The organism is Shewanella cyperi (assembly GCF_017354985.1).
Taxonomy (GTDB): Bacteria; Pseudomonadota; Gammaproteobacteria; order Enterobacterales; family Shewanellaceae; genus Shewanella; species Shewanella cyperi.
This window is the reverse complement of record NZ_CP071501.1, coordinates 3,867,787-3,891,860: the sequence shown is the minus strand read 5'-3', so window position 1 is coordinate 3,891,860 and position 24,074 is coordinate 3,867,787. Positions and strand designations below refer to the sequence as shown.

Genomic DNA, 24,074 nt, shown 5'->3' with positions numbered 1-24,074 from the left:
AATGTGATTGCATTGATTCAAAGGGTCAGCCGGGCGCGGGTGACAGTGGCCGGGGAAACGACCGGCGCCATAGACAAGGGCTTGCTGGTATTGCTGGGAGTCGAGCGCGGCGATGACAGGGCCAAACTGGAAAAGCTCGCCAATAAGGTCATGCAGTATCGTGTGTTTGCCGATGCCGAAGGCAAGATGAACCTCAATGTGTCCCAAGCCGGTGGCGCCCTGCTGGTGGTGTCCCAATTTACCCTGGCGGCGGATACGGGCCGCGGTCTCAGGCCGGGATTCTCCGGCGCCGGTACCCCTGAGCAGGCCGAACACTTGTATCTGGCGTTCATTGACTATTGCCGCAGCCAGGGAATGACCACGGAAACCGGCAGCTTTGGTGCCAATATGCAGGTCGAACTGGTCAACGACGGTCCGGTCACCTTTCATTTACAGGTCTAATATGTCATCCAACTTTGATGCCCTGGTGAGCGAGCTTGCCGCCACCTGGCACAACACTATTCCCGTCAGTGAATTCATGCAAATCAGGCCGCAACAGTTTGACGGCGAGCAGCTGACGGTGGCTGCGCCCCTGGCGCCCAATATTAACCTGCACCAGACCATGTTTGCCGGCAGTATTTATACCTTGCTGACCCTGACGGGCTGGGGCCTGCTGTGGCTGATGCAGCGCAGTCACGAGCTGCATGGGGATATAGTGCTGGCCGACGCCCATATTCGTTATCTGGCACCCGTCACCGGAGCCCCTGTGGCCAGAGTCAGTTGGCCAGGGCAAGATCTCAGCCCCTTGGCCCGTGGTAAACGGGTTAAGGTGACGCTGGATGTGACACTCTGGTGTGCTGATAAGTTATGCGCCGAGTTCAGCGGTCAGTATGTCAGCTTGCCGGGGGCACATAAGCCGGCTTGATGGCACTCTCTCTGTCGTTCTCTTGTGTGCCATAACGGCAATCCGGTATTGCCTTCAGACAGAAGGATGCGAAGGCCAGTCATTGACTGGCCTTGCTATTTTTAAAGTTTTCAATTTTAATAGCTTTCTATTTTTTAGAAGTATTTCTCCAATTTAATCCGCTTTTTTTCTCTTTTGTGGGTCAATAGACTCAATACCATCGAATCGCACCTTGGGGTGCTGTGAAATTGGGAGTGAGTTATGTCAAAAGTTTTGGTGTTGAAATCCAGCATTCTTGGTGGTTATTCCCAATCGGGGAATCTGGTCAATCAGTTGTTGTCACAAATGAGCGAAGTCGAGGTGACTGTGCGGGATTTGGCCGCCGATCCCCTGCCTGTGTTGGATGGTGAGATTGCCTCCGGACTGCGTGGCGGTGATTCCCTCAGCGAACGCCAGCAGCAGGCGCTGGCATTGTCCGATAGCCTGATCGCCGAGCTGAAGGCCCACGATACTCTGGTGATTGCTGCGCCCATGTATAACTTTGGTATTCCTACCCAGCTGAAAAACTGGATTGATCTGGTGGCCCGCGCCGGTGTGACTTTTACCTATACCGAACAAGGCCCGGTGGGGCTGATCCAGGGCAAGAAAGCCATAGTGATCACCACCCGCGGTGGAGTACACAAAGATGCCGCCAGTGACCATGTGGTGCCCTACCTCAAAACCGTACTGGGTTTTATCGGTATCAGCGAAGTAGAGGTGGTGTATGCCGAGGCGCTGAATATGGGGCCAGAAGCCAGCGAGCAGGGATTGTCACAGGCCCGGAACGCCATGGCAGCTTTGGCTATCTAAGCTTCAGTTTCTGCAATAAAAAAACCGCCTCCCAGGCGGTTTTTTGCTGTATGGCATAGATTGCTGTCAGTCCCTGTGGCTGAGCAGATCCTTGAGGGCCCCGGCGTTGCTGACGGCCATAAAGCCCTCTGCGCACAACAGATCGCAACCCTTTTGGGCACGAATACCTGCGCCACAGTAGAGTAACAAGGCTTGCTGTTTATCGGCCTGTTGCTGTGCCCACTGACTCAGGGAGTCCAGGGGCACATTGGTGGCTCCCTGCAGGTGACCGGCGGCAAATTCAGCGGCACTGCGCACATCTATAACGGGAATCCCCTGGTCAATCAGCTGCCAGCTGGCAGCGGCGTCAAGGCACTTCACTTGTGGTTGCTCCATGGGCTTACTCTCTTTAATTAGAAAAATCTGATTGAAAATAATCTAATTGAATGTGAACTGCAATAGAGTGCACGCTTTTTGCGCAGGATCAAAGAGTGGAGGCCATCAGTGGCTCTAGTCTGGGGATGCACTTTAAGGCACAGCATCTGGATTGGGGGCAGCCATGGAACAGCATTTTCATCCGGAACACCTTTGGCCCGAAAGGGGCACGGCTGCCGAGCGTTTGACGCGGATGCACAATCATCTGAAGCAGACCATGCCCCAAATCGACAGGGTTGCCTTCGCCCTCTACGATGCGGGCGATGATATGCTCAAAACCTTTATCAACAGTACCCACAGAGGCACGGCCATTCAGGCCTACCAGTATCCCCTGAGCCACAGCGAATCCCTGTCTTCCCTGGCCCATACGGGTTACTGCCGGGTGGTGGACGATATCCGCAGCAGTTTTGGTCCCCATACCCGCCACAGTCAGTGGTTGCTGGATCAGGATTATTTGTCATCCTTCACCCTGCCTTTGTACGACGAGCAGCAGCTGATAGGTTTCCTGTTTTTCGACTCCTGCCAGGCGGCGGCCTTCACCCCCAAGGTGCAGCGGGATTTACTGCTCTATTCCAACCTGATCAATATGGCCATCAGTGCCGAGTTGAGGGCTATCCGCACAGTGCTGAACTCGGCGCGGGTGGCGCGGGAATTTGCCCATCTGCGGGATTTTGAAACAGGTGCCCACCTGGAGCGCATGGCACGCTATTCCAGGCTGATTGCCATCGAGGTCAGGGAAGCCTTTGAACTTACTGATGAACAAATAGAGCATATTGCCTTGTTTGCCCCGCTGCATGATGTGGGCAAGATAGGTATTCCTGACCGGGTGTTGCTGAAACCCGGCCCCCTGGACGCCGGTGAGTGGCAGCTGATGCGCAGCCATGTGGAAAAAGGAGAGTTGTTGATCCGCAAGATCCTGGGTGATTTTGGGGTCGAGCATCTGCCGGACTCGGACATCATGCTCAATCTGGTGGCCTGTCATCACGAGTTTCTTGATGGCAGCGGCTATCCCCGGGGCCTGAAGGGCGAGGCTATCCCCAAGGTGGCCAGAATAGTAGCAGTGGCGGATATCTTCGATGCCCTGACCAGCAAGCGTCCCTACAAGACGTCTTGGCCAATTGCCCAGGCACTGGAGGAGTTGGAGTGCATGGTCGCCTTGGGTAAGTTGGATCCGCTTTGTGTGGCGGCATTGAAGCGACGCGGTCAGGAGGCCCAGGACATTATTCTGGGCTTCCCTGATGGAGAATGATGCAAGGGTTAATAATAGGTTTTGAGGTAACCCTTGATGTACTTACGCAGGGACTTGGGCAATTTGCCGTCGGCCATGGCGCGCAATTGGGGTTCGTACTCTGCCTCTCCCGAGCTGGCCAGGGCCTTGGCCATCCAGGCGTAGGTGTCCACTGATAAACCCTCGTCACTTAGGTAGTGTTGCCGGGCAAGCTCCCCGGATAACAGCTTAAGTAAAAAGGGATGATGGATGGCATCGGCTGTGATGGTACGGGCCGCTTCGCGCATCAGCTCCAGATGACCGCTGCGCAGGCCGTTGGCCAGGGCATTAATTCTTGGGCTTAGCTGCTGATCCCAATGTGCCCGATTGTTGATGATGGGCTGCCATAACTGTTGCTGCTTGAAACTGCTGAGTGCTTCCTTGGCATACTGGCGCAGTTTCTTGTGGTTGTGTTTGCCTGTGTATTCCTGCAACAGGTTTTGAAACTTGGGGTCGCCTGAGTATGCCAGGGCGCGCATTAACCAGGCGCTGAGCTGCAGTTCCTGCTTTCCCAGTGACTCCTGTGTCTCGGTCAGTTTGGCCAGTTCAGTGGCAATATTGGCAAAGATTGCCGGTTCGCCCATGCCCTCAAACTGCAGCGCGTCCGAGGCCCGCCTCACTTTATAGACATTCTGGCTACTGAAAGCCTCAATAAAATCCTGCTGACTGTATTCCCGGGCACTTAAGCCCAGCGGCGCCAACAACAGCGCCAACAGCAGGGCCGGTTTGCAGATGGTATTCAGTGTCTTGCGCCACATAAATGAAGTCCTTGTCAGTTATTCCAGCGTTTGAAAATCAGTGAAGTATTGATACCGCCGAAGGCAAAATTATTGCTCATCACAAATTCGGTATCCAATGCCCGTATCCCCGAGTGCAGATAATCCAGTTCACCGCATTGGGGATCGATATTGTGCAGGTTCAGGGTCGGTGCAAACCAACCGGCATTCATCATCTCAACGCTGAGCCAGGCTTCCAAGGCACCGCAGGCGCCAAGGGTATGACCCGTGTAGCTCTTGAGGGACGAGATGGGCATGCGGGCGCCGAATACCGCCGCCGTTGCCCGGGTTTCGGCGATATCGCCCCGGTCGGTGGCTGTGCCGTGGGCATTGACATAGCCTATGGCGTCGGGCGCGAGATTGGCATCTTTGAGCGCCAGGCGTATGGCCTGCTCCATGGTGTCGGCATTGGGCTGGGTCACATGCAGACCATCGGCGTTGGTGCCAAAGCCCACAACTTCCGCATAGATCCTGGCGCCCCTGGCCTTGGCGTGTTCAAGTTCTTCCAACACCAGGGTACAGGCCCCTTCACCTATCACCAGACCATCGCGATCGCGGTCGAAGGGGCGCGGCGTCAGCTGAGGGCTGTCGTTGCGGGTGCTGGTGGCGAACAGGGTGTCGAATACCACGGCCTCGCTGGCGCACAGCTCCTCGGCGCCGCCGGCAAGCATGGCCGTCTGGCGGCCGAACTTGATTGCCTCGTAGGCGTAGCCCAGACCCTGACTGCCCGAGGTGCAGGCGCTGCTGGTGGTGTGCACCCGGCCCTTGAGGCCGAAGTAAACCCCGACATTGACCGCCGTGGTGTGGGCCATCATACGTATATAACTGGTGGCATCTATGCCGGACATATCACCGTCGGCCAGCATGCGGCCAAAGCCTATCAGAGGATCTGTGCTGCCGGTGGAGGAGCCGTAGGCTATGCCCATGTCGCCGCTGGTCAGCAGTGGACTGTCCAACAGGCCAGCCGCTTCCAGGGCCAGCTCGCTGGCGCGGGTTGCCATCAGGGACACCCGGCCCATGGAGCGGATCTTCTTGCGTGAATAGTGCGCCGGTACCACAAAGTCGCAGACCGGGGCCGCCAAACGGGTATTAAGGCCATCAAACCTGTCCCAGTCGGCCATGCGCACTACCTTGTTCTCCATGGCCCTGAGGCTGGTGGCTATGCTGTCCCAATCCTGCCCCAGACTGGAAATGGCCGCGGCACCTGTGATCACAACCCGGCGGCTCACAGCATACCTCCGTTCACCGAGATCACCTGACGGGTAATGTAAGCGGCATCGTCGGACATCAGGAAGGCGGCCAGGGCGGCAATTTCCTCCGGCTTACCCATGCGCTTGAGCGGTACCAGTTCGTCGATCATGTCCTTGGGGAAATCGCTCACCATGTCGGTCTCAATCAACCCCGGTGCTATGCAGTTGACTGTGATCTTGCGCTTGGCCAGCTCCAGCGACAGTGCCTTGGTGGCACCTATGATGCCGGCTTTGGACGCGGAATAATTCACCTGGCCACGATTGCCGGCGAGGCCGGAAACGGATGCCAGGGTGATGATGCGACCGCCCCTGCGCGTCTGCACCATGGGCATGACGCAGGGCTGCAGCACATTGTAGAAACCGTCGAGATTGGTGTGGATCACCGAGTCCCATTCCTGCTCTGACATGGCGGGAAAGGCCGTGTCCCGGGTAATACCGGCATTGAGTACCACACCATAAAAGGCACCGTTGGCCTCAATATCGGCCTCAATGGCCTGACGCACGGCCTGACGATCGGCCACGTCAAATTGCAACAGACTCACCTTGGCGCCCAGAGTGGTCAGCTCGGCGGCTGTGGCGTCGGCCGCGGCAGCATTGCTGTGATAATGCAGTCCTATATCATAGCCGGCTCCGGCCAGTCTGAGTGCTATGGCCTTGCCTATTCCACGGCTGGAGCCGGTAACCAAGATCCTGTTTTTCATTATTATTCTCCTATGTCGTCCGCTTCAATCCTGACGGCTTTCGGCTATATAGGCCAGGGCATCATCCGGCTGGAATACGTTGATATTGGCACTGGCCACCACCGTCTCGCCCTCCAGGATCTGACAGTCGAAAACCGCCAATCCCGTGTCTTCCTGATACAGTCGCTGTACCCGGACACGATATTCATGCCCCGCCAGGAAGCAGCCTTGATGCAGTTGCAGTTTGCGGCTGCCCAGCAAAAAACCAATACGGACCGGCAGGCCGGCCAGCTTGGCCTCAATGCCTGCCAGGGCGGCAATGCTTTGGGCCATGTACTCTATGCCCACATAATTGGGCACGCCGCCTTTGAGCCCATCGAAGAAGGGGCTTTGCTCATCAATGCACACCTGAGTTTCGAGGAAGTCCTTGCGATGCTCAAGGGCCCTGTCGATAAGCACCATGGGCGCGCGGTGGGGAATAAAGGTTTCGATCGGCAGTTCCGCCAAAGGTGGCGTTTGCCACACAGCATCAGTCATTGGCTTGGCTCCGGCTGAAAATCAGGCTGGCATTGCTGCCGCCAAAGGCGAAGGAATTACTCATCACATGCTTGGGCCAGAATCTGGGCGCCTTGGCGGACACCAGCCGCAGCTTGGGGTCGGCCGGGTCGGCCACACCATCCCAGTGCTGGAGGGGCAGGCCACCCTTGTGATTCAGATCGGACAGCAAGAGAATGCAGAAGGCGGCTTCCAGGGCGCCGGCGGCGCCCAAGGCATGGCCGGTCAGCGGCTTGGTGGAACTGCACCAGGGACCCTCTGCACCAAATATACCGGTCACAGCCCGGCTTTCCATGGCGTCATTTTTCGGCGTCGCCGTGCCATGGAGATTGATATAGTCGATATCCGCCGTTGTCAGGCCAGCATCGGCCAGGGCTGCTCTCATGGCGGCCATGGCCCCTTCTCCCTCGGGATGGGGCGCTGAAATATGGTGGGCATCGGCCGATTCCCCTATACCGCTGAGCAATATGCCGTTGTCGCCGCGCTCAAGGGCAAACAAGGCTGCACCCTCGCCAATGTTGATGCCATCGCGGTTGGCACTGAAGGGATTGCAGTGGCCCTTGGACACAGACTCCAGCGCATCGAAACCGTTAAGGGTCAGCTTGCACAGGGTATCCACGCCGCCCACAATCACCATATCCGCCAGATTGGCATCCAACAGGCGCTTGCCGCTGGCAAAGACCTTGGCACTGGATGAACAGGCAGTGGACAGGGTGTAACAAGGACCATCAAGGTCGAAAACCCGCCGTAAAAAATCGCTGGTGCTGCCCAGCTCCTGCTGAAAGTAATGGTACTCCGCCGGGAAGTGGCCGTTCTCGGCCCGGTATTTCAGCGCTTCTTCGCCCTTGGAAATGCCTGAGGTGCTGGTCCCCAGGACCACGGCAATGCGATCGGCACCGTAGCGGGCTCGCGCCGTGGCCACGGTTGCTTGCAGCGACTTGGCAGCGGCCAGCAACAATTGATTGTTGCGGCAATCAAAACGGGCCAACTCGGGAGCAATCTGCGGCAGATCTGCATCCCCGACCGCACCGACCAGGGTTCGCTGTTGCAACAGCAGGTCATCACGCCAGACCATGGCAGAGGTATCTGCTGCCAGCAGGCGGTTGAGCACGGTATCCGGGTCGCTTCCCAGAGGTGTACACAGTCCGATTTGTGTAATGGCTATCTTTGTCATATTTATCAACTACCCCAAGTCCGGCGGGGTTTATTAGGAATCCAGGGGGGTCACTGTCATGCTCAGAGCCACCGCTGGAATGCGCAGGTGGATTCTTGCCTGCCAGGGATCCCTGTGGCTGTAATCTATGCTGAGGATCTGCTCTTTGCCGCCATCGGGGTAGAGTACCCGGCACAGTACGGCGTGACAGGGTTCCTGCACCAGGGCACCGCCCTTGAGACTGGCATTGATGCTGTCCAAAGGCCAATACATGAGTTGCATCAAGGCCATAAGGTACTCGGCCCGAAACTCATCACCCAGCAGCAGGCTTTGTTCGCTCTGTAATCTGACGCCATCATAATCAAGGCTGAACAGGGGGTGTCCCAAAGGGGCCAGTCCCACCAGGGTCAGGCGTTGTGGCGTCAGCACCATCTGGCCCAGCAATTCATGCTGGGTTTCACCCAGTTGCAGGTTCACTTTTTGGGTTTCACTCTGGCTGGCCGGTTGCACTGCCCCGTGGGCCTGATCCTTTGGCAACTGATCTTTATCCTGCAGCGGTAAGGGAGCCAGGCAGTAATTGATGTCCGTCGCCAGGCCGACACAGGTCTGACGCAGCAGTAACTGGCTGCACCCACCAAGGGTCAACAACATTATGAGGCTGAAAGGCCAAAGGAATAATTGCTTCATTGACTAACTCGGCTCTGGGGTGGGGCTGCTTTGTCTATCCGCGCATAATTCTACCACCATATTCAGCCGCCTTAGCGAATCTTTCACAAAGGGGTTGTCCCTGTCCCAGGCATAGCCGGCGAGAATGGAGCAGATCATTTGTTTGACCTTGGGGTTCTGATCTTCGCTGAAGATCACCTGTTGAAAGCGGCCGTCATACCAGGCTTCCACATAGGTACGGAAGGTGTCGACACCCTGGGTCAAAGGCTGGCAATAGTCCTTGTCCCAGCTAACCTCTTCGCCATTGTACCTTCTTATTAAACAATCAGCGGCAAAGGCACTTGATTGCATAGCAATGGTGACGCCTGAGGAGAATACGGGATCAAGGAATTCGCCGGCATTGCCCAAGAGGGCGAATTTGTCGGTGGCCAGGGTACTGACCCGTGCCGAATAGCCGTCCAGTTGCGCCGTATCCCGGACCGCCCTGGCATTGGACAGCAGGCGTTTCAGTCCTGGCTCTTCATTGACCAGGGCGAACAGTTGCTGCTCCAGTGTGCCTTGCTGGTGGGCAAGACGTGCAGGTTCGGCTACAACCCCCAATGAACAGCGGCCATTGCTGAAGGGGATCAACCAGTACCAGATATCCTGGTGCTGTGGGTGGACGCTGATGAGGATCTTATTGCGATCGAAGTCGGGATCGGTAATGCCATCTTCCACATGGGTGAAAATAGCCTGCCTGGGTGGCAAGTTTGAGGGACGCTCCAAGTCCAGCAGTCTGGGCAATACCCGGCCAAAGCCACTGGCGTCCAGGATAAAGTCGGCTTGCAATCGGTATTGCTGACCTTGATCATCGCAGATGTCGAGAATGGGGCGCGCATTGAGGTCGATGGCAGTGACGTTGTGGCCATAGCGAATATTGACTCCCTGAGCTGCGGCAGTATCGGCCAGCAACTTGTCGAAATGTGCTCTCTCCACCTGGAAGGTAGTACCCGGGCCTTGAGTGAATTTATCTGTGAAATCAAAGCAGTTGTAATTACCGTTGCGCCGGAAGGCCGCACCGTTCTTAAACTGAAAACCGGCCTTGTTGAGGGCTTCCGACATGCCGGCGGCCTCAATGAACTGCATGCAGCAGGGCAAGAGGCTTTCGCCGATGGAAAAGCGCGGAAATTGTTGCCGCTCCAGCACCAGTACCCGGATCCCGGCTTTGTGCAGCAAGCTGGCGGCAATGGCACCGGCCGGGCCGGCCCCTATGATGGCGACCTGGGTTTCAAACTCGGGGATGGCTGACATTCAGTTCCTCTTTAATACATGCAGCAGCGGCGCCAACAGAAAGGTAAAGCCAATTCCCAGCGCCAGGGTCAGGCCAAAATAATGAATTGCCGGGGTCTGGCTCAGTGCCAGTAAGCCAAAGGCCAGCAAAGTCGAAATGGCCGACATGCACACCGCCAGCATCACCCGCTCGCCATCCTGCTCACAGCGGGCAAAGAACAGGCTGTAATCCACACCTATGCCAAAAACCAGCAGCAGCGCCAGGCTGTGAAACAGGGTCAGGGGAGAGCCAAGCCAGCCCAATAATCCGAGGGTGAGTGCCGCTGCCAATGCCGGTACACTTACCATCAGCAGCGCCAGGCGCCAGCCGTGGCCACGGGAGAACAGCAGCAACGCCAGGGTCAGAGCGACGGCCAGCAACGCCAATGTCATTTGCCTTAAGTGTGCCATCAACGCCGATATATCACCGACCTTGTCCACCAGTTGCACTTCCGGCAAGGCCGCCAGTCTTTGCTTCAATGCCGGCAGATCCCGGATCCCGCCCAGCAGCACCATGGCGGCATACTGTTGACCTTGCTGAAGCCACAGGGCGCGTAATTCCCCTGATAGCTGTGATGCAAAGAAGGCCTCGGGTAATATCCAGGCGTCTTTGGCTGCGGCATATTCCCCGGCCAAAGCGGTGGCAACGTCGGTTGTGAGCCCCAAAGAGTCGGCCACAAGCTCCAATCCGCCAGCGTAGATCTGTTGCTGCAGTTGGTAATCCTGTTGCTGACGGGCAATAGAAGGCAGGTACTTGGCCGGGTTCAGGTGACTTTGCAGCTCGCCTGCCTTAACCGCGGCGTCCAAGGTGGGCTGCACTGACTCCAAGACTTGTAACAGCTGTTGCTGCGACCCGGCTCTCAGCAGCAGGAACTGATTGTCGGTGCCGCCCGCCAGTAATTGCCTGACCCTGGATTCTTCTTGGGTTAACTGTTCGCTGCCCTGCTGCAGCTGGCGAATATCATCATTGGCCTGCAGCAGGCCCAGGCCCAACAATGCCGACAACATCAATGCAGGCAGAGCCCAAACAGCACGGGAAGCCAGCAGCTTGTGGTATAGTTGCAGCCATTGATGAGCCAGGAGCAGTTTGGGCTCGGGCAGGGGGCGGCCGCCAAGGGCGGGAAAGCAGAGCCACAGAGTGATAAAGGCGCCACTGAGGCCCGCGGCACAAAACACACCCACCTGTTGCATGCCCGGGAAAGGTGTCAGTGCCAAGGCCAGGTACGCCAGGGCGCTGCTGGCCAATGCCAGCGTCAGTGCCGGTAGGATCCGCGTCAGGGTTGTTCCGGCCGTTTCCTTACGTCCCAGGCGCTCCGCATGGAAATGGAAACTGTAATCTATGGCGATACCGATAAGGCTGGTGCCGAAAACCAGGGTCAGCAGGTAAATTTTGCCAAACAACACCAAGGTGCATACCAGGGCCGACAACAGGCCACCGAGCAGGGTGAGCATGGCCAGCAGCAGTGGTGTCAGGGATCTGAATGCCAACAATACCAACAACACCACACCTGCAAGGGACAGGCCCCCGATAAGGCTGATTTCCCGCTTGGCACTGGCGGTGGCTTCGGCCGCATGGAACAAGGCCCCGGCCCGCAGCACTGTAACCCCCTGCGGCAAGGCGGTTACTGCGGCGTCTATGGCCGCCAGTTGCTGTTGCTGGGCTGCGGGACTGAACACACTGCCGCGCCCCTTCAATATCAGCAGCGCTGCCCAGCCTCCTTGGGTGGGACTGAGCAATATTCCTTGATCGCTTTGCAGTTGCTGCTGGCCCGCCAGTCCCTGGACAAAGGCGGGAAACAGCAATAAGGGGTCATGCTCCACCAGAGCGCTGTGACCCAGGCTGAAGCCACTGTAGAGCTGACTGAGACTGGCCTGCAGCAGCGGATCCAGGTTGGAGGCCTCAAGCAGGCGCCTTTGCTCTTCGGTCAGCAGCCCGAATCGATGGGGAAAATAGAATCTGTACCAGGCCTGGGGGTCAAGGGTATCGGCACTGTGCACTTCCACAAAGGCCTCCGATGCCTTTGTCAGTTGGGCTAACATGGTTTTGCCCGCTTGCACAGCTCCTTCCCGGGTTGGGCTTTCCAGCGCCAGGTAAGATTTGTCCCCCAGTTGGTGTTGTAAGCGCTCCAGAGCCTGGGTCGTTAAGGCGTCCTGTTGCATGCTGGGCAACATGGCGAGAATGTCGTTCTCAATCGGGTCGCTCTGCTGCCTGGCCCCCAGATACAGCAGGCCAAACATCAGCAGGCACCATAACAACAGGCGGCGAAATGGGCTCATGGGGTCTGGCCGGGAATAAAGGTGGCAAGTTCGGCGTCACTTAACGGGCCCGCTTCCTGAGCGCTGAAGTGGATATCGCTGCAGTCGCCATTGGCACTGAATAATTGCAGGCGTTGCACCAGTTGCCCTGCGCCTTCAACCCGGATGCGGCTGAACAGGTTGGCCAGGGCAGGGTCTTTTGGCACGAGTCCCAGTTGCCACTCTGGTCCCGTTTGCAGATACAACTGGAACCGCTCCTGTAACGGCGAGATGTCACCAGAGAGTAAGCCCTTCACCAGCAGAGGCATAATTCCCGCAGGGGAATCGGCGCCACCGGTTGGAAATTGCTGCCAGTGCCCTTGACTGTCTTGCTGCCACAGCTGATGTTGTTGCAGCAACAAGCGGTTTGGAAAAGGGGTCTGTTGTTGCCATACCAGTCCCTTATCCGGGGCAAACAAAAAATATCCCTCGCTGTGCAGTGGTCGCTTCAATACCTTGAGTTGACGCAATTGTGCAAATTGGCCGCGCAGCGACTGCGCCCCGCCCATGCTGGTACTGAAGTCGTTCAGCGCGTCGCTGCCGGCCGGAGAGTCGAACAAAGTATCTTCGGCCCCGGCGCCCGCGGTCAGTAGCGCGAACAGCAGAATGCCGGATATTAACTTGCCAATCAGTTGCATTGGGGGCTCTTTGTTAATCCATGTTTTCAAGTAATGGCCTGATCTTGGCCTGGAACACCTCGGGCGTGACAAAGCACAGTTCCTGGCTGTCGATGGCGACCGCGGCCTGAATCGTATATCCCTTGGTCAAGCGTGTGCCGGAGTGCGCATCTGTTATCAGATAATCAATCCTGAGACGGTTTTCCCACTCAACCAGAGACGCGGTCACTTTGATTTTTTGTTCAAAGCTGCTGGCGCGCACATATTTGACCTGCAGATCCACAATGGGCCAGGCATAACCCGAGGCTTGCATCTGGCGATAGTTGTAGTCCAGCTTGTCGAGCAACAGGCATCTGGCCACCTCAAAATAGCGCAGGTAATTGCCGTGCCAGGTAATACCCATGGAATCTACGTCGAAAAAGGGTATCTGAATCTCGGTTTCAACGCTCAGCAGCGCCTTCATCGGCATACCTCCCATTGGCGTTGCTGAATTTTCGCTACGGTATTGCGCAGCAGTGCCTCAAGCGGCCTGTCTTCGGTCAGCAGATCACAATCGGCACTGACCTGATGCAGGGTTTGGGCTACTGAGGCCGTGAGTGAATCCTGCTGCAATTCGCCGGCGATGATCCGCAAACGGACACCCTGGGTCATGGCCAGCAAGGAGGCCGCGCCCACCTGCTCGGTCAATTGCAGCACTCGCAGACAGTCACGCGCCGCTATGGTGCCCATGCTGACCTTGTCCTGGTTATGGCACTCGGTCGAGCGGGAAAACACGCTGGCGGGCATGGTGAGTTTCAGCGCCTCGGCGGTCCAGGCAGAGACCCCAATCTGCACCGCTTTAAAGCCGTGGTTGATGGGACGTCGCTCGCCTCGGGCCGCGGACAGATTGGCCGGCAGGCCATTGTTGAACTTGGTGTCCATGACCAAAGCCATCTGCCGGTCGAGCAGATCGGCTATGTTGGCCACGGCGTTTTTCATGGCATCCATGGCAAAGGCGATATGTCCGCCGTAGAAATGGCCACCGTGCAGTATGTGCTCACCCTCGCCATCCACTATGGGATTGTCGTTGGCGCTGTTGAGCTCGGTCTCGATAAACTGGCGCAGGAAGGGCTGGGCATCGGCCAATACCCCGATAATGTGCGGCGCACAGCGGATGGAATATCTGTCCTGCAGCCGGTCGGAATTGCGGGGATGCTCGTGGTGATTGAGATCTTCGCGGATCCAGCTCGCCACCTGGTTTTGACCCGGGTGGGGTTTTACCGCAAACAGCAACTCATCGAAGTGGTTGGAGTTACCCTTGAGCGTTAATGACGCCATGGCAGTAATGCGGCTGGCCAAACGGCACAGGTAATCCGCCCTGTGGTAGGCCAGACAAGCCAGGGCCGTCATCACGGCGGTGCCGTTCATCAGCGCCAGGCCTTCCTTGGGGCGCAGTTTTAGCGGTGCCAGGTCCAACTGCTGCAATACTTCGATAGCCGGTCGCCTTTGGCCTTGATAGATGACATCGCGCTCACCGACCAATATGGCCGCCAGGTATGATAAGGGGGTGAGATCGCCGCTGGCTCCCACTGAGCCTTCTTCCGGAATGGCGGGGACGACATTGAGGTTCAGCAGGGTCTCTATACGCTCCAGCAATTCATAACTGACGCCGGATTTGCCAATGGCCAGGGAGTTGAGACGGCAAGCCATGACGGCGCGGGCCTGGGGCACGCTGAGGATCTCACCCATGCCGCAGCCATGGAAGCGGGACAGGTGCAGCGGCAGCTCGTGCACCAGATCCAGGCCGACGTTGACAGTACAGGAATCGCCATACCCTGTGGTAACACCGTAGACAACACCTTCTTCGTGCAGCAGGCTGTCGATAAAGCGGGCACCCTTTTGAATATACTCACGGTAATCATCGTCTTTACAAAGACTTACGCTAGCACCTTCGGCGATGGCGACGACCTGTTCCAGGCTGAGCATTCTGCGGCCAACATGAACAATCTCTTCATTTGGTATTGATGGGTTAGCGTTATTCATGAGTGTGTCTGTCCTGTGACCTATCATCGGCAGTTTTGTGTTGATGCCAAAAATCGAAAAAATTAAACCATTGCATGGGCTGGCGCCGGGCGTAGTGCTCCAACCGTGAGGCATAACGCTTTACCGCCTGCTCTATCCCCGAGGCCCTTTCCTTGCGGGGGAGTTTCAGACTGTCGGCAAAGGGTTCGACAAATACGCGGTAGCGCCCTTCTTCCTTCAGGCAGAACATCAGGTAAACAGGGCAATCCAGCAGGCCAGCCAGGATAAAAGGGCCCTGGGGAAAGGCCGCTTCATCGTCGAAAAATGGGGCCATGGTGATACGGCTCTGATTGCCTGCCGGGGTGCGGTCCGCCGCTATGACGACCAACTCTCCGGCCGCTACTTTATCGGCCAACATGACCGAGGTAGATGGATCCAGCTCATTGATATGTATGAGGTTAAGATCGCTGTCAGGATTGAGCTGCTTCAACACCCGATTGAAGTTGGCGGCATTGGCTGTCATCACCAACACATTCACTGTCACCTTGCGTTGGTTCACTGAGATGGCGCGACATAATTCCGGATTACCCAGATGGGATGCCAGCAGTATTGCTCCCTTGCCACTGTTCAACCTGTCCAGCAAGGATTGCCGCTCGGGAAAGTCCACTTGCTCCATGCCTGAGCGCTGACACCAGGCATCAATGCGGTCGAGGGCGGCATTACCGAATTGAATGAAGTGTTTGAAGCTGTGGTACCAGTGAACCTTGGGCTGTAATTGCGGATGCTTGGGATCCTGAGCCAGCACTTTATTGAGAAACTGCTGTGAGGCCTGTCTGGCCGCGCTGCCGGTCAGAAAGAAATAACCTATTACCGGGTACATGATTGCCCGGCACAGCCAGTGGCCACCAAGGCGGTAGCTGGCAGCCAACAGGCGAATGCCCCAATAACTGCCGCGTTCGCCTATGCTGGCCCAGTGATGTTCCGGCCTGTGGCTGAGCAGTCGCGGCAGGCGCTTCAGCATGCCGAAAAATAACCGGGTATGCAGCCAGCTGATACGCAAATTGTCCTGCAGTCCCTGGAAGTGGCTGATGCCACCCTCTGGATAAATCACTCGCGTTGGCAAGTGTAATACCGGGGTGCGGCGCCAGAACAGCCGGACCAAAACCTCTATGTCAAAGTCCATGCGTTCGCCGAGACATTCCTCTTGAAACAGGGCTTCAGTTGCTGCCAATGGATAAATGCGGAAACCACACATGGAATCCTGAATATCAAAACTCAGGGTTTCGACCCAAACCCAGAAATGGGTAATGTAGCGGCCATAGAGGCGCCCTTTGGGAATGGAGGCATCGTACTGGGGCAGGCCGGAGATCACGGCCTCAGGATTTGCCCGGGCCAGGGCTATCATGGCCGGGATATCATCCAGATTGTGCTGACCGTCGGCATCCACCTGCAACCCGTGGGTGAACCCGGCACTGTATGCCGCCCTGAGCCCCGTCATCACCGCGGCTCCTTTTCCCCGGTTGTAGGGATGGTGCAGCAAGGTTACCCAGGTATACTGCTGTGCCAATTGTTGCAGCACATGGCGGGTGTGATCGTTGCTGCCATCATTGATCACAAATACCGGCAGCCCAAGGGGAGCCAATCGCTCCAGAGTGGCGGACATGGCATCACTGTGATTGTAATTGGGGATCACCAAAGCAAGCCGCATCAGTGCTCTCCCTTGGCGAGCAGCACCCGACCAGATGCGAAGCGGTTGTCACCCAGCTGATAACTGAAGCTGAATTTATTTTGTCCTGGCTGATTGTTCAGTAGCAGTTCAATTTTTGTATCAGGCAGCATTAATTGTTGAAATTTGAGCACTTCCAATGTGGCTACCTCAGCATCGTAACCAAAGTAGTCACAGCCAAAGCGAATGGCCCAATCCAGCTGTGCGACGCCCGGCAACACGGGTTGAGCTGGGAAGTGCCCTTGAAAAAACGGCAGCCCGGCATCAAGCGCCAGTAACAAACGCACTTGCTGTTCTTCTACCTGACGTTCAAGCACCCGGGGCAATTGGGATTCAATCATGACTGAACAACTCCAACAGGGATTGCAGCTGTCGTTTGCCCTGGCTGTTGACTGGCAGCTGCTTGGGGTAACGCCATCGCTTTGGTAAGGTTACCCGTTCAAACTCGGTCAGCAGCTGGGCTTTGAGCAGATTATTGAGCGCCAGCTTACCTTCTTCGGCCAAGACCCTTTGTCCCTCGGCGGACAGTTCTATCACGGCGCCCAATTGGGTGCGTGATTGCTCCAATACCACCAGTGCCGCCTGGTTGACCAGGGGGTGACGGGTCAGCAGTTGTTCCATTTGCACCAGCGACAGGCGTTTCTCTTCAATTTTTACAATCCGGTCGAGGCGGCCTTCAAGCACAAAACGACCATCGGCCAGCAGGGATATCTGGTCATCGCAGCGCAGAGTGTTGGCATCGGCGAGATAGGGTGAGGTCAACAGCAGCGCACCTTCCTTATCCTGCTTAACGCCAATTCCGGGGAAAGGTTGCCAGGGCTCATTCATGTTCAGCTGCCGCCTGTAACCTATGCCACCGGTTTCTGTGCTGCCATACACTTCGATGGGCAGCTTGCCGTACACTTTGGCAATGGCCGCGGCGGCTTCCTGACTCAGTGGGCCGCCGGAGCTGAAAATCAGGCTGGGGCTGTGCTGCTGTGGTTCAAACTCCAGAGCTTCCGGCAAACGGGAGAGCTGCGCCGGGCTGCTGATAAGGCAGAGGTTGGGCAGCAGTGCTGTGTAGTAGCTCAGGGTCTCGGGGTACTCAATTTGTTCACTCATAAAGGGACGGCTGGCTGCCAGCGGCCAGAGGATTTTAAACAGCAATCCATAAATATGCTGGTGGGAGACGGTTGCCAGCACGCTGCAATGGGGCAGATGATCGGCGAAGGTTCGCTCCAGGGTCGCGACCTCGGCATCCAACTGGGCCAGGGATTTGGTCACCGCCTTGGGTTCGCCACTGGAGCCTGAGGTATACAGGGTCAGGCTGCCCAGATGTGACGGGCTTGGCCAATGGGCGTCGGCCAAGCCGTTTTCCTTGCGCAACATCAGCTGAGTGCAACCCTGGGCCAGCTCGGTATCCGCCAGAATGGCATCAAAGGCATGGCTTAAGGCCTGCAGTGTGCCCTTCTGGGTATTGGGGGGTAACACCACTTCCTTTCCCGCCAGCAGGGCGGCACATAATCCAACGGCAAACAGATCGCTGGCTTCGCAGGCCAACAGCCAGCGCTGGGCAGGCTGCTGTTGCAACTTCTGCCACCAATGGCTCACTTGTTGCGTGAAGAGACTTCCCGTCACTATGTCATGGTGGTTGAAACTGATGAGCTGTTGCCCGGTTGGGCCCTGTTTCAGCCAGTTGATAAGGGATGCTGTCATGTTCTTTTCAACCAGAGTTTACGGTAGAGCCATTCACCACCGGCCAGCAGCCCCATCAACAGATAGGCGATCAAGCCATTGTAAAGGGTCCAGGCATCCAGGCCGGCAAACTGTGCCGTGTAAAATGCCATACCGGCATTGATAACAAACAGGCCACACCAAAGCCGGGTGACATTTCTGAGATAGGGCCTGGCTTCGGCAGGTAAATCCGGTTCCTGCAGACGGGCCAGTCGCTCCACTATGGTGGGTTCCCTGAGCAGAGAGTAACCAAATAACCCCAACATACTCAGATTGATCACTATCGGATAGTAGAGCAGCCAATGCTGCTGTTTTGCCAGCAGGCTTAAGGCGCTGAGCAGCAGCCCCGCCAGCAGCGGCAGGGTCAGCAGTTTCAGCTGCTGTTTTTCCAATGCCAGTCGGAGCAGCAGCAACAGGCACAGTGCCAGTGCCAGGGTGCCCGGTGGCAAATAGTTCAATCCCAGCCACACGGCCAAAGGGTAGGCCAGCAGCAGGGCGAATGTCAGCAGCTTAACTGCCTGCATCAGGCTTTAACCAAGCCTTCGATGGCATTGATTACGTCATCGACAGTACGGACGGATTTGAATTCGTCCGGTTGGATTTTTTTGCCGGTCAGCTGTTGCAGCTTAATGACCAAATCCACCGCGTCTATGCTGTCCAGATCCAGATCCTGATACAGGGAGGCTTCGGGAGTGATAGCCGCAGCGTCGATTTCGAATTCGTCTACCAATATGCCCGTGAGCATTTCCAGAATTTGTTCGCGATTCTGCATCTTCTTGTCCCTTAAACCCGTTGTGACTCAATAAAGCTTGCCAGTGTGGCAACGCTGAAAAAATGCGCCTTGGTGGCGTCTGAGTTGGCCTCGATTTTCACATCAAAATGCTTTTTGATCGCCAGACCCAATTCCAGGGCATCGATGGAGTCCAATCCAAGGCCGTCACCAAACAGGGGGGCTTGGGTATCAATATCGGAGACGCTTACGTCTTCCAGGTCCAGGCAGTCTATGATCAACTGCTTTATTTCATCATGTATAGTCATAAGATTACTTTAAGGTTTTGTTTATAATAATTTTCTAGTTCTCTGGTCAGAACGCGGGCCTGCTTGGCCTCACAGCCGTCCTGCCCCAGGAAATCCCTGATTGACACTGTTTCACCGGTTTCCACCGTCATGCCTATGGTGCGCCTGGGGATTTCCCACCAGGGCTCCTGCTTGGTCAATCCCGGCGGATGGGTATGCAGCATTACAGGTAATATATCGTTGCCGGTGCGCAGGGCAATATTGGCGGCGCCCCGGGCAAAGGCATTGATTTGGCTTCCCAGGACCGTGCGTGTTCCTTCGGGGAAAATGATCAGGTTGGTGCCCCGTTCAAGTACTTCGCGACAATCATTGAGCAGTAACTCGGCGCCGCGATTGGGAATATAACCCGCCGCGGCAACTACACCCCGCAAAAAAGGATTACGCCACAGTCCCTGTTTGACTATGCAGCCGGCATTGGGCATCAGGCTGATTAACACTACCACATCGATCAGCGTCGGGTGGTTGGCAATGACCAGCACATGGTTGGCATTGCGCAGGGCATCCAGATTGCGGGTCTGTAACCGGATCACTCCGGCCCAGCTCAGCATATGCACAAAACCACGAAACATGATGTGTACCGCTTTCTGAACCCGCTTGATCCTGACCTCGGGCTTGCCTGGCCAGTACTTCAGCAGCGGCAGAATCGTCAGTGAGCTCAGCAGTCCACCGAGGCCAAAGGCGATATAGCAGCTGATCCCCCCCAGCCAGCGTGGCACGTAGGCCAGGCCCGAGAGACGTTTGGGGGATGGCAGGGTGTTTTCAAGCATGGCTGAGTTTCCAGTCCCAGCGGGAAAGTTGTCCCTGACAATCCTGGCCGGTTGCCAGGGCATGCAACAGGCGACCAAATCCCATGCCGGGCAGTTCGCGACTGTTTTTCAGCGTCAATTGTGGTTTACCTGTGACACCTGCGGGGGCCAATACCAGCCCCATGGCCAGTGGCAATTCATATTCACTGGTGTACTCGTCATAGACGGGCGGGACAGGATCGTCACCGAAAACCAACAATAGTGGCTCGGGATCTTCTGCCAGCTGGGCGTAGGCTTCCACCATGGCCTGGGACAGGGTTTCGGTGCCGGCGGCGATTGAAGTGGAGGCCGCGCGGTTTTGGTGCACTATGCCAAACAGCCCACTGGCGGTGTTATGCACTGACTGGCTGAATCCCATGGGGGAAAGGGGTTCATCGCCTATGATGTTTTGCAGCAGATCGATAGTGCGATTGAGTTCGCCGTGACGGGAGGCGAACACGGAACGGCAATTGTCGGGGGCATTGGCCTGGTGGGCGACTTCCAGCATCATCCGGGTCAGGCGACTGAAACGGCGTCTTTGCATAGCCGGCACATGCTCAAGGGCAGGTACGGCCTCGGTATTGGGCGATCCCTGTTGTGCGTGCCAGGCGGACCAGGCATCCCTATGTTGACAATCCGGTGACCAGGCGCCCCAGGATATTAGGCTGAAAGTAAGTTGCACTGCGTTACCTCTGGCACTGCATCAGCTGCCGTCGTTTTCCATCACTGAAGGTCAAAATGCGGCGAGCCGAACGCCTGACTGTGGCCCTGTTGAAGGCCCAGCTTTTCCCGTCATCTGCTTTGAGCCGGGTATTCTAAACCGAAAATGTCACATTGAAGAAGTGGAAATAATGAGGTAGGGGTAACCAATCTGTTACCCCTTTGTGAGATCAGCGGCTTAATTCCGCTTGTATGTTGCGGATGGCGGCTTTGATCTTGTTGGCATTTTCCGGTCCCATGCGCAACATCAGCTTCTGCACTGCAGGTAAGGCTTCCAGTTTGGGATCGGCAAAGCGGTAGTTGACGCTGACGCTGGTCAATTCTATCGGCTCTTCAATTATGGGGGCTGCCAGTACTTGCTCGAATGCCTGTTGCAAGCGACTTTCAAAACTCATATCGCTGTAACCCAGCTCGGCGAACGCCTCATTGAATAAGGGGGCCAGCAATTTCAGGCTGGATAACAGTTGCTGCGGATCCATGGCCGCTATCAGAGTGGCGTATTTGTCGTACCTGTGAAAACTGTCGGGATTTATATAAATCTTGTCGGTGATTTCACTGACGCTGAATGTCTGTTCCGGGCCTTTCACCGGGCTGGTTTTACGTGCCAGTTCACCCTGCGCCAGATTGTCAACAAACACTACAAATTGGCGCGCCAGATCTGCCTGGGCCAGCAAGGGTTGCAGTGGATTGTCTGCGGCCAACAACAAAGCCTGCTTCTGTACCAGAGCATCGCTGTCCGCCAATGCCGGTAATGGCTCGGTTGGCTCAGGTGGCTGAGGCGCCTGAGTTGCTTCAGGTACGGTCTCTGGCTCGTCGATCTCGCTGGTTACAGGCTCGGGAATCGGTTCAACTTCGGGCTCGGCCTGGGCTGGCGGCTGAGGCTCCGGGGCTTGCTCTACCCGCTGTGTTGGTTCTGCCGGGACTGAGGTGGGCTTGGAAAAATAGAAATACAGGCCGGCACCGATGGCGACCAGAAGCACTATGGCCCCTATGGCCATACGGTTGCTGCTCCCATGGGATTCGGTGTGAGAGATCCTGTCTTCTTGATTGACTTGCATACGAGGTCCTTGACTGCACTGACAAAAGGCGTTGTTTCCCATTCTGCGCTATCCACAGGCGTTGTCCATAGCCTTGACGGTTGGAGACCGAATTTATCAGGCCTGGACGTATTGCTCGCGGTCACCGAGCCAGCGGTGAATGATGGCATCGACATTGGCCGGCGCCTGTTCCATCACGTGTCTGGCGAGCTTTTGAATGTGGGGGATCAGTGCCTGATCCCGCACCAGATCCGCCACCTTCATCTGTGCCAGTCCCGTTTGGCGGGTGCCCAATACTTCTCCCGGGCCGCGGATTTCCAGATCTTGCTGGGCAATAACGAACCCATCATTGCTCTGTCTCAGCACGCCGAGGCGCTTGGTAGCGGTCTGGGATAAGGGTGCCTTGTAGAGCAGGACACAGTGACTGGCGACGGCTCCGCGCCCGACCCGGCCACGCAATTGATGTAATTGGGCCAGCCCCAGTCTTTCCGGGTTTTCAATGATCATCAGGCTGGCGTTGGGGACATCCACGCCTACCTCTATCACCGTGGTCGCCACCAGCAGATCCAGGGTGCCGGCTTTGAAGGCCGCCATGATTTCCTGCTTGTCCGCCGCCTTCATCCTTCCATGTACCAGGCCGACCCTGAGTTCCGGCAAGGCGGCGCTCAGCTCGTTGGCGGTATCTTCGGCCGCCTGGCACTCCAGCACCTCGGACTCTTCTATCAGGGTGCAGACCCAATAAGCCTGGCGTTTGTCCTGCAATGCCGCCTGCCGCACCCGCTCTATGATGTCCTGGCGGCGTCCATCGGGAATGGCGACCGTGGTAATGGGTGTCCTTCCCGGCGGCAATTCGTCTATTACCGAGGTATCCAGGTCCGCATAGGCCGTCATGGCCAGGGTTCTGGGAATCGGCGTGGCCGTCATGATCAATTGATGAGGATGATAGCCCTGGCCCATGCCTTTCTCTCTCAGTCCCAGCCGCTGGTGGACGCCGAACCTGTGCTGCTCGTCGATAATCACCAGGGCCAGCTGTTTGAAATTCACCTGTTCCTGGAAAATGGCGTGGGTGCCTATGACCATCTGCGCGGCGCCGGACTCGATGTCGGCCAGGGATTGTTGCCTGGCCTTGCCCTTGAGTTTGCCGGCGAGCCAACCGACCTTGAGGCCCAGCGGGCTGAACCAGCGCTCGAAATTGGCCGCGTGTTGCTCCGCCAGCAGCTCTGTGGGGGCCATCATGGCGACCTGATAGCCATTTTCTATGGCCGCGAGTGCTGCCAGGGCGGCCACCAGGGTCTTGCCTGAGCCAACATCACCCTGAACCAGGCGCATCATGGGAGTGGGCTTGGCCAGATCTTTGTGAATATCCGTGACCACCCTCTGCTGCGCCCCCGTGGGGCTGAAGGGCAGGGCGGCAAGAAAATCGGGGATCAGCTGCCCAGTGCTGTGCATTTGGATGGCGCTATCCTGATTACTGCGTTGCCGCAGTTTAAGCATGCTGAGGTTGTGTGCCAGCAGCTCTTCCTGTACCAATCTTTGTTGTGCCGGGTGTTGCCCCAGTTCAAAGGCCAGGGGATCGGCATCGGTTGGGGGGCGGTGAAGAATTCGCACCGCCTGCGCCAGGCTCAATTGATTGGGTTGCAGCGTCGTGGGCAGCAGCTCCTGCAATCCTCCTTCTTCCAGCATTTCCAAAGCCTGCTCCGTCAGCCGGAGCCAGCTGGCCTGCTTTAATCCCTCTGTGGTGGGATAGATGGGAGTCAGGGTTTCACTCAGGGCCGGGGCTTCACCCGGGGCGGTCAGCTTGTATTCCGGATGAATGATTTCCAACTGGGTCTGGCCACGGCGGATCTCGCCATACGCCCTGATGGTCAATCCGGGTTGCAGGCCGTTTTTTTGCGCCATGGAGAAATTAAAGAATCTCAGGGTCAGACCGCCGCTGTTGTCGCGGACGTTGCAGGTCAGCATGCGCTTGCGACCATTGACTATCTGGGCCGATACAACTTCGGCCTCAACCGTGGCGTAACTGCCGGGGGTCAATCCTGCGATGGGATAAATGCGGGTGCGATCTTCATAGCGCAGCGGCAAATGAAACAACAGATCCTGGACGGTATGTACCCCCAGTTTGGCCAGTTTTTCCGCAACCCGGGCGGCAACGCCCTTGAGCTCGGTAATTGGGACAAGATCCAGTCTCTGCACGCGGTTTGCACCGAATTACTGTGAATTTATACATATACTAACAGAGAATAACGACTGAGCAACCAAGGCTTGTAACCGCTGGGCTTGTCGGTTTGCTCGCCTGCCATGG

At 56.7% G+C, this 24,074-nt stretch carries 26 protein-coding genes; 4 read left to right on the top strand and 22 right to left on the bottom strand.

The features are described 5' to 3' along the window. The first annotated feature begins 3 nt into the window (after window positions 1-3). The 3 genes from dtd (at window position 4) to JYB84_RS17255 (ending at window position 1,732) form a co-directional block, all read left to right on the top strand. On the top strand, window positions 4-441 hold the full coding sequence (dtd, locus tag JYB84_RS17265) for a D-aminoacyl-tRNA deacylase (protein WP_207321239.1): 438 nt from the start codon (window positions 4-6) through the stop codon (window positions 439-441). Window position 442: 1 nt separating this feature from the next. Continuing rightward, window positions 443-904, top strand: a complete 462-nt coding sequence (locus JYB84_RS17260) for a thioesterase domain-containing protein (protein ID WP_207321238.1) — start codon at window positions 443-445, stop codon at window positions 902-904. Between the two features lie 240 nt (window positions 905-1,144). Next, window positions 1,145-1,732, top strand: coding sequence for an FMN-dependent NADH-azoreductase (locus tag JYB84_RS17255; protein ID WP_207321237.1), 588 nt, complete (start codon window positions 1,145-1,147; stop codon window positions 1,730-1,732). A gap of 66 nt (window positions 1,733-1,798) precedes the next feature. On the opposite strand, the gene JYB84_RS17250 is transcribed toward JYB84_RS17255, so the two are convergent. Continuing rightward, window positions 1,799-2,107 (bottom strand): rhodanese-like domain-containing protein, encoded by a 309-nt coding sequence (locus JYB84_RS17250; RefSeq protein WP_207321236.1) that lies wholly within the window; start codon window positions 2,105-2,107, stop codon window positions 1,799-1,801. A gap of 163 nt (window positions 2,108-2,270) precedes the next feature. Between JYB84_RS17250 and JYB84_RS17245 the strand changes: the two genes are divergently transcribed. Beyond that, window positions 2,271-3,395: an HD domain-containing phosphohydrolase gene (locus tag JYB84_RS17245; RefSeq protein ID WP_207321235.1), complete on the top strand. Its 1,125-nt coding sequence runs from the start codon at window positions 2,271-2,273 to the stop codon at window positions 3,393-3,395. Between the two features lie 8 nt (window positions 3,396-3,403). Here the strand turns inward: JYB84_RS17245 and JYB84_RS17240 are convergent, their stop codons facing one another. From JYB84_RS17240 to recG, 21 genes are all read right to left on the bottom strand, one after another. Beyond that, on the bottom strand, window positions 3,404-4,171 hold the full coding sequence (locus JYB84_RS17240; RefSeq protein ID WP_207321234.1) for a hypothetical protein: 768 nt from the start codon (window positions 4,169-4,171) through the stop codon (window positions 3,404-3,406). Window positions 4,172-4,185: 14 nt separating this feature from the next. Beyond that, the gene (locus JYB84_RS17235; RefSeq protein WP_207321233.1) at window positions 4,186-5,418 is read right to left on the bottom strand and encodes a beta-ketoacyl-ACP synthase; all 1,233 of its coding nucleotides are present in this window, start codon (window positions 5,416-5,418) and stop codon (window positions 4,186-4,188) included. Then, complete coding sequence (locus tag JYB84_RS17230; RefSeq protein ID WP_207321232.1) at window positions 5,415-6,140, bottom strand: 3-ketoacyl-ACP reductase FabG2; 726 nt, start codon at window positions 6,138-6,140, stop codon at window positions 5,415-5,417. The genes JYB84_RS17235 and JYB84_RS17230 overlap by 4 nt, the downstream gene beginning before the upstream one ends. Window positions 6,141-6,164: 24 nt before the next feature. Continuing rightward, window positions 6,165-6,656: an ApeP family dehydratase gene (locus tag JYB84_RS17225; RefSeq protein WP_207321231.1), complete on the bottom strand. Its 492-nt coding sequence runs from the start codon at window positions 6,654-6,656 to the stop codon at window positions 6,165-6,167. Next, entirely contained in the window at window positions 6,649-7,848 is a 1,200-nt protein-coding gene (locus JYB84_RS17220; RefSeq protein WP_207321230.1) for a beta-ketoacyl-[acyl-carrier-protein] synthase family protein, read from the bottom strand. Before JYB84_RS17220 ends, JYB84_RS17225 begins: the two co-directional genes overlap by 8 nt. Window positions 7,849-7,881: 33 nt before the next feature. Beyond that, entirely contained in the window at window positions 7,882-8,514 is a 633-nt protein-coding gene (locus JYB84_RS17215; RefSeq protein ID WP_207321229.1) for a DUF3261 domain-containing protein, read from the bottom strand. A gap of 3 nt (window positions 8,515-8,517) precedes the next feature. Further along, a complete protein-coding gene (locus JYB84_RS17210; protein WP_207321228.1) occupies window positions 8,518-9,783 on the bottom strand; it encodes an NAD(P)/FAD-dependent oxidoreductase in 1,266 nt (421 codons plus the stop codon). Further along, a complete protein-coding gene (locus JYB84_RS17205) occupies window positions 9,784-12,078 on the bottom strand; it encodes an MMPL family transporter (protein ID WP_207321227.1) in 2,295 nt (764 codons plus the stop codon). Then, window positions 12,075-12,734: an outer membrane lipoprotein carrier protein LolA gene (locus JYB84_RS17200; protein ID WP_207321226.1), complete on the bottom strand. Its 660-nt coding sequence runs from the start codon at window positions 12,732-12,734 to the stop codon at window positions 12,075-12,077. The genes JYB84_RS17205 and JYB84_RS17200 overlap by 4 nt, the downstream gene beginning before the upstream one ends. Window positions 12,735-12,747: 13 nt before the next feature. Further along, window positions 12,748-13,176: an acyl-CoA thioesterase gene (locus tag JYB84_RS17195; RefSeq protein WP_207321225.1), complete on the bottom strand. Its 429-nt coding sequence runs from the start codon at window positions 13,174-13,176 to the stop codon at window positions 12,748-12,750. Further along, window positions 13,173-14,735 (bottom strand): HAL/PAL/TAL family ammonia-lyase, encoded by a 1,563-nt coding sequence (locus JYB84_RS17190; protein WP_207321224.1) that lies wholly within the window; start codon window positions 14,733-14,735, stop codon window positions 13,173-13,175. The genes JYB84_RS17195 and JYB84_RS17190 overlap by 4 nt, the downstream gene beginning before the upstream one ends. After that, window positions 14,728-16,422 (bottom strand): glycosyltransferase family 2 protein, encoded by a 1,695-nt coding sequence (locus JYB84_RS17185; protein WP_207321223.1) that lies wholly within the window; start codon window positions 16,420-16,422, stop codon window positions 14,728-14,730. The genes JYB84_RS17190 and JYB84_RS17185 overlap by 8 nt, the downstream gene beginning before the upstream one ends. After that, a complete protein-coding gene (locus JYB84_RS17180; RefSeq protein WP_207321222.1) occupies window positions 16,422-16,781 on the bottom strand; it encodes an ApeI family dehydratase in 360 nt (119 codons plus the stop codon). Before JYB84_RS17180 ends, JYB84_RS17185 begins: the two co-directional genes overlap by 1 nt. After that, a complete protein-coding gene (locus JYB84_RS17175; protein WP_207321221.1) occupies window positions 16,774-18,135 on the bottom strand; it encodes an AMP-binding protein in 1,362 nt (453 codons plus the stop codon). The genes JYB84_RS17180 and JYB84_RS17175 overlap by 8 nt, the downstream gene beginning before the upstream one ends. Beyond that, on the bottom strand, window positions 18,132-18,677 hold the full coding sequence (locus JYB84_RS17170; RefSeq protein ID WP_407695867.1) for a COG4648 family protein: 546 nt from the start codon (window positions 18,675-18,677) through the stop codon (window positions 18,132-18,134). The genes JYB84_RS17175 and JYB84_RS17170 overlap by 4 nt, the downstream gene beginning before the upstream one ends. Beyond that, window positions 18,677-18,925, bottom strand: a complete 249-nt coding sequence (locus JYB84_RS17165; protein WP_207321220.1) for an acyl carrier protein — start codon at window positions 18,923-18,925, stop codon at window positions 18,677-18,679. Before JYB84_RS17165 ends, JYB84_RS17170 begins: the two co-directional genes overlap by 1 nt. 11 nt (window positions 18,926-18,936) lie before the next feature. Further along, complete coding sequence (locus JYB84_RS17160) at window positions 18,937-19,191, bottom strand: phosphopantetheine-binding protein (protein ID WP_207321219.1); 255 nt, start codon at window positions 19,189-19,191, stop codon at window positions 18,937-18,939. Further along, window positions 19,188-19,997 carry a lysophospholipid acyltransferase family protein gene (locus tag JYB84_RS17155; RefSeq protein WP_207321218.1) on the bottom strand — a complete coding sequence of 270 codons (810 nt, stop codon included), beginning with the start codon at window positions 19,995-19,997 and terminating at the stop codon, window positions 19,188-19,190. Before JYB84_RS17155 ends, JYB84_RS17160 begins: the two co-directional genes overlap by 4 nt. Further along, window positions 19,990-20,697: a beta-ketoacyl synthase chain length factor gene (locus tag JYB84_RS17150; RefSeq protein ID WP_207321217.1), complete on the bottom strand. Its 708-nt coding sequence runs from the start codon at window positions 20,695-20,697 to the stop codon at window positions 19,990-19,992. Before JYB84_RS17150 ends, JYB84_RS17155 begins: the two co-directional genes overlap by 8 nt. Before the next feature lie 208 nt (window positions 20,698-20,905). Then, window positions 20,906-21,793 carry a DUF3014 domain-containing protein gene (locus tag JYB84_RS17145; RefSeq protein ID WP_207321216.1) on the bottom strand — a complete coding sequence of 296 codons (888 nt, stop codon included), beginning with the start codon at window positions 21,791-21,793 and terminating at the stop codon, window positions 20,906-20,908. A gap of 96 nt (window positions 21,794-21,889) precedes the next feature. Beyond that, the gene (gene recG / locus JYB84_RS17140; protein ID WP_207321215.1) at window positions 21,890-23,965 is read right to left on the bottom strand and encodes an ATP-dependent DNA helicase RecG; all 2,076 of its coding nucleotides are present in this window, start codon (window positions 23,963-23,965) and stop codon (window positions 21,890-21,892) included. Window positions 23,966-24,074: the final 109 nt, after the last annotated feature.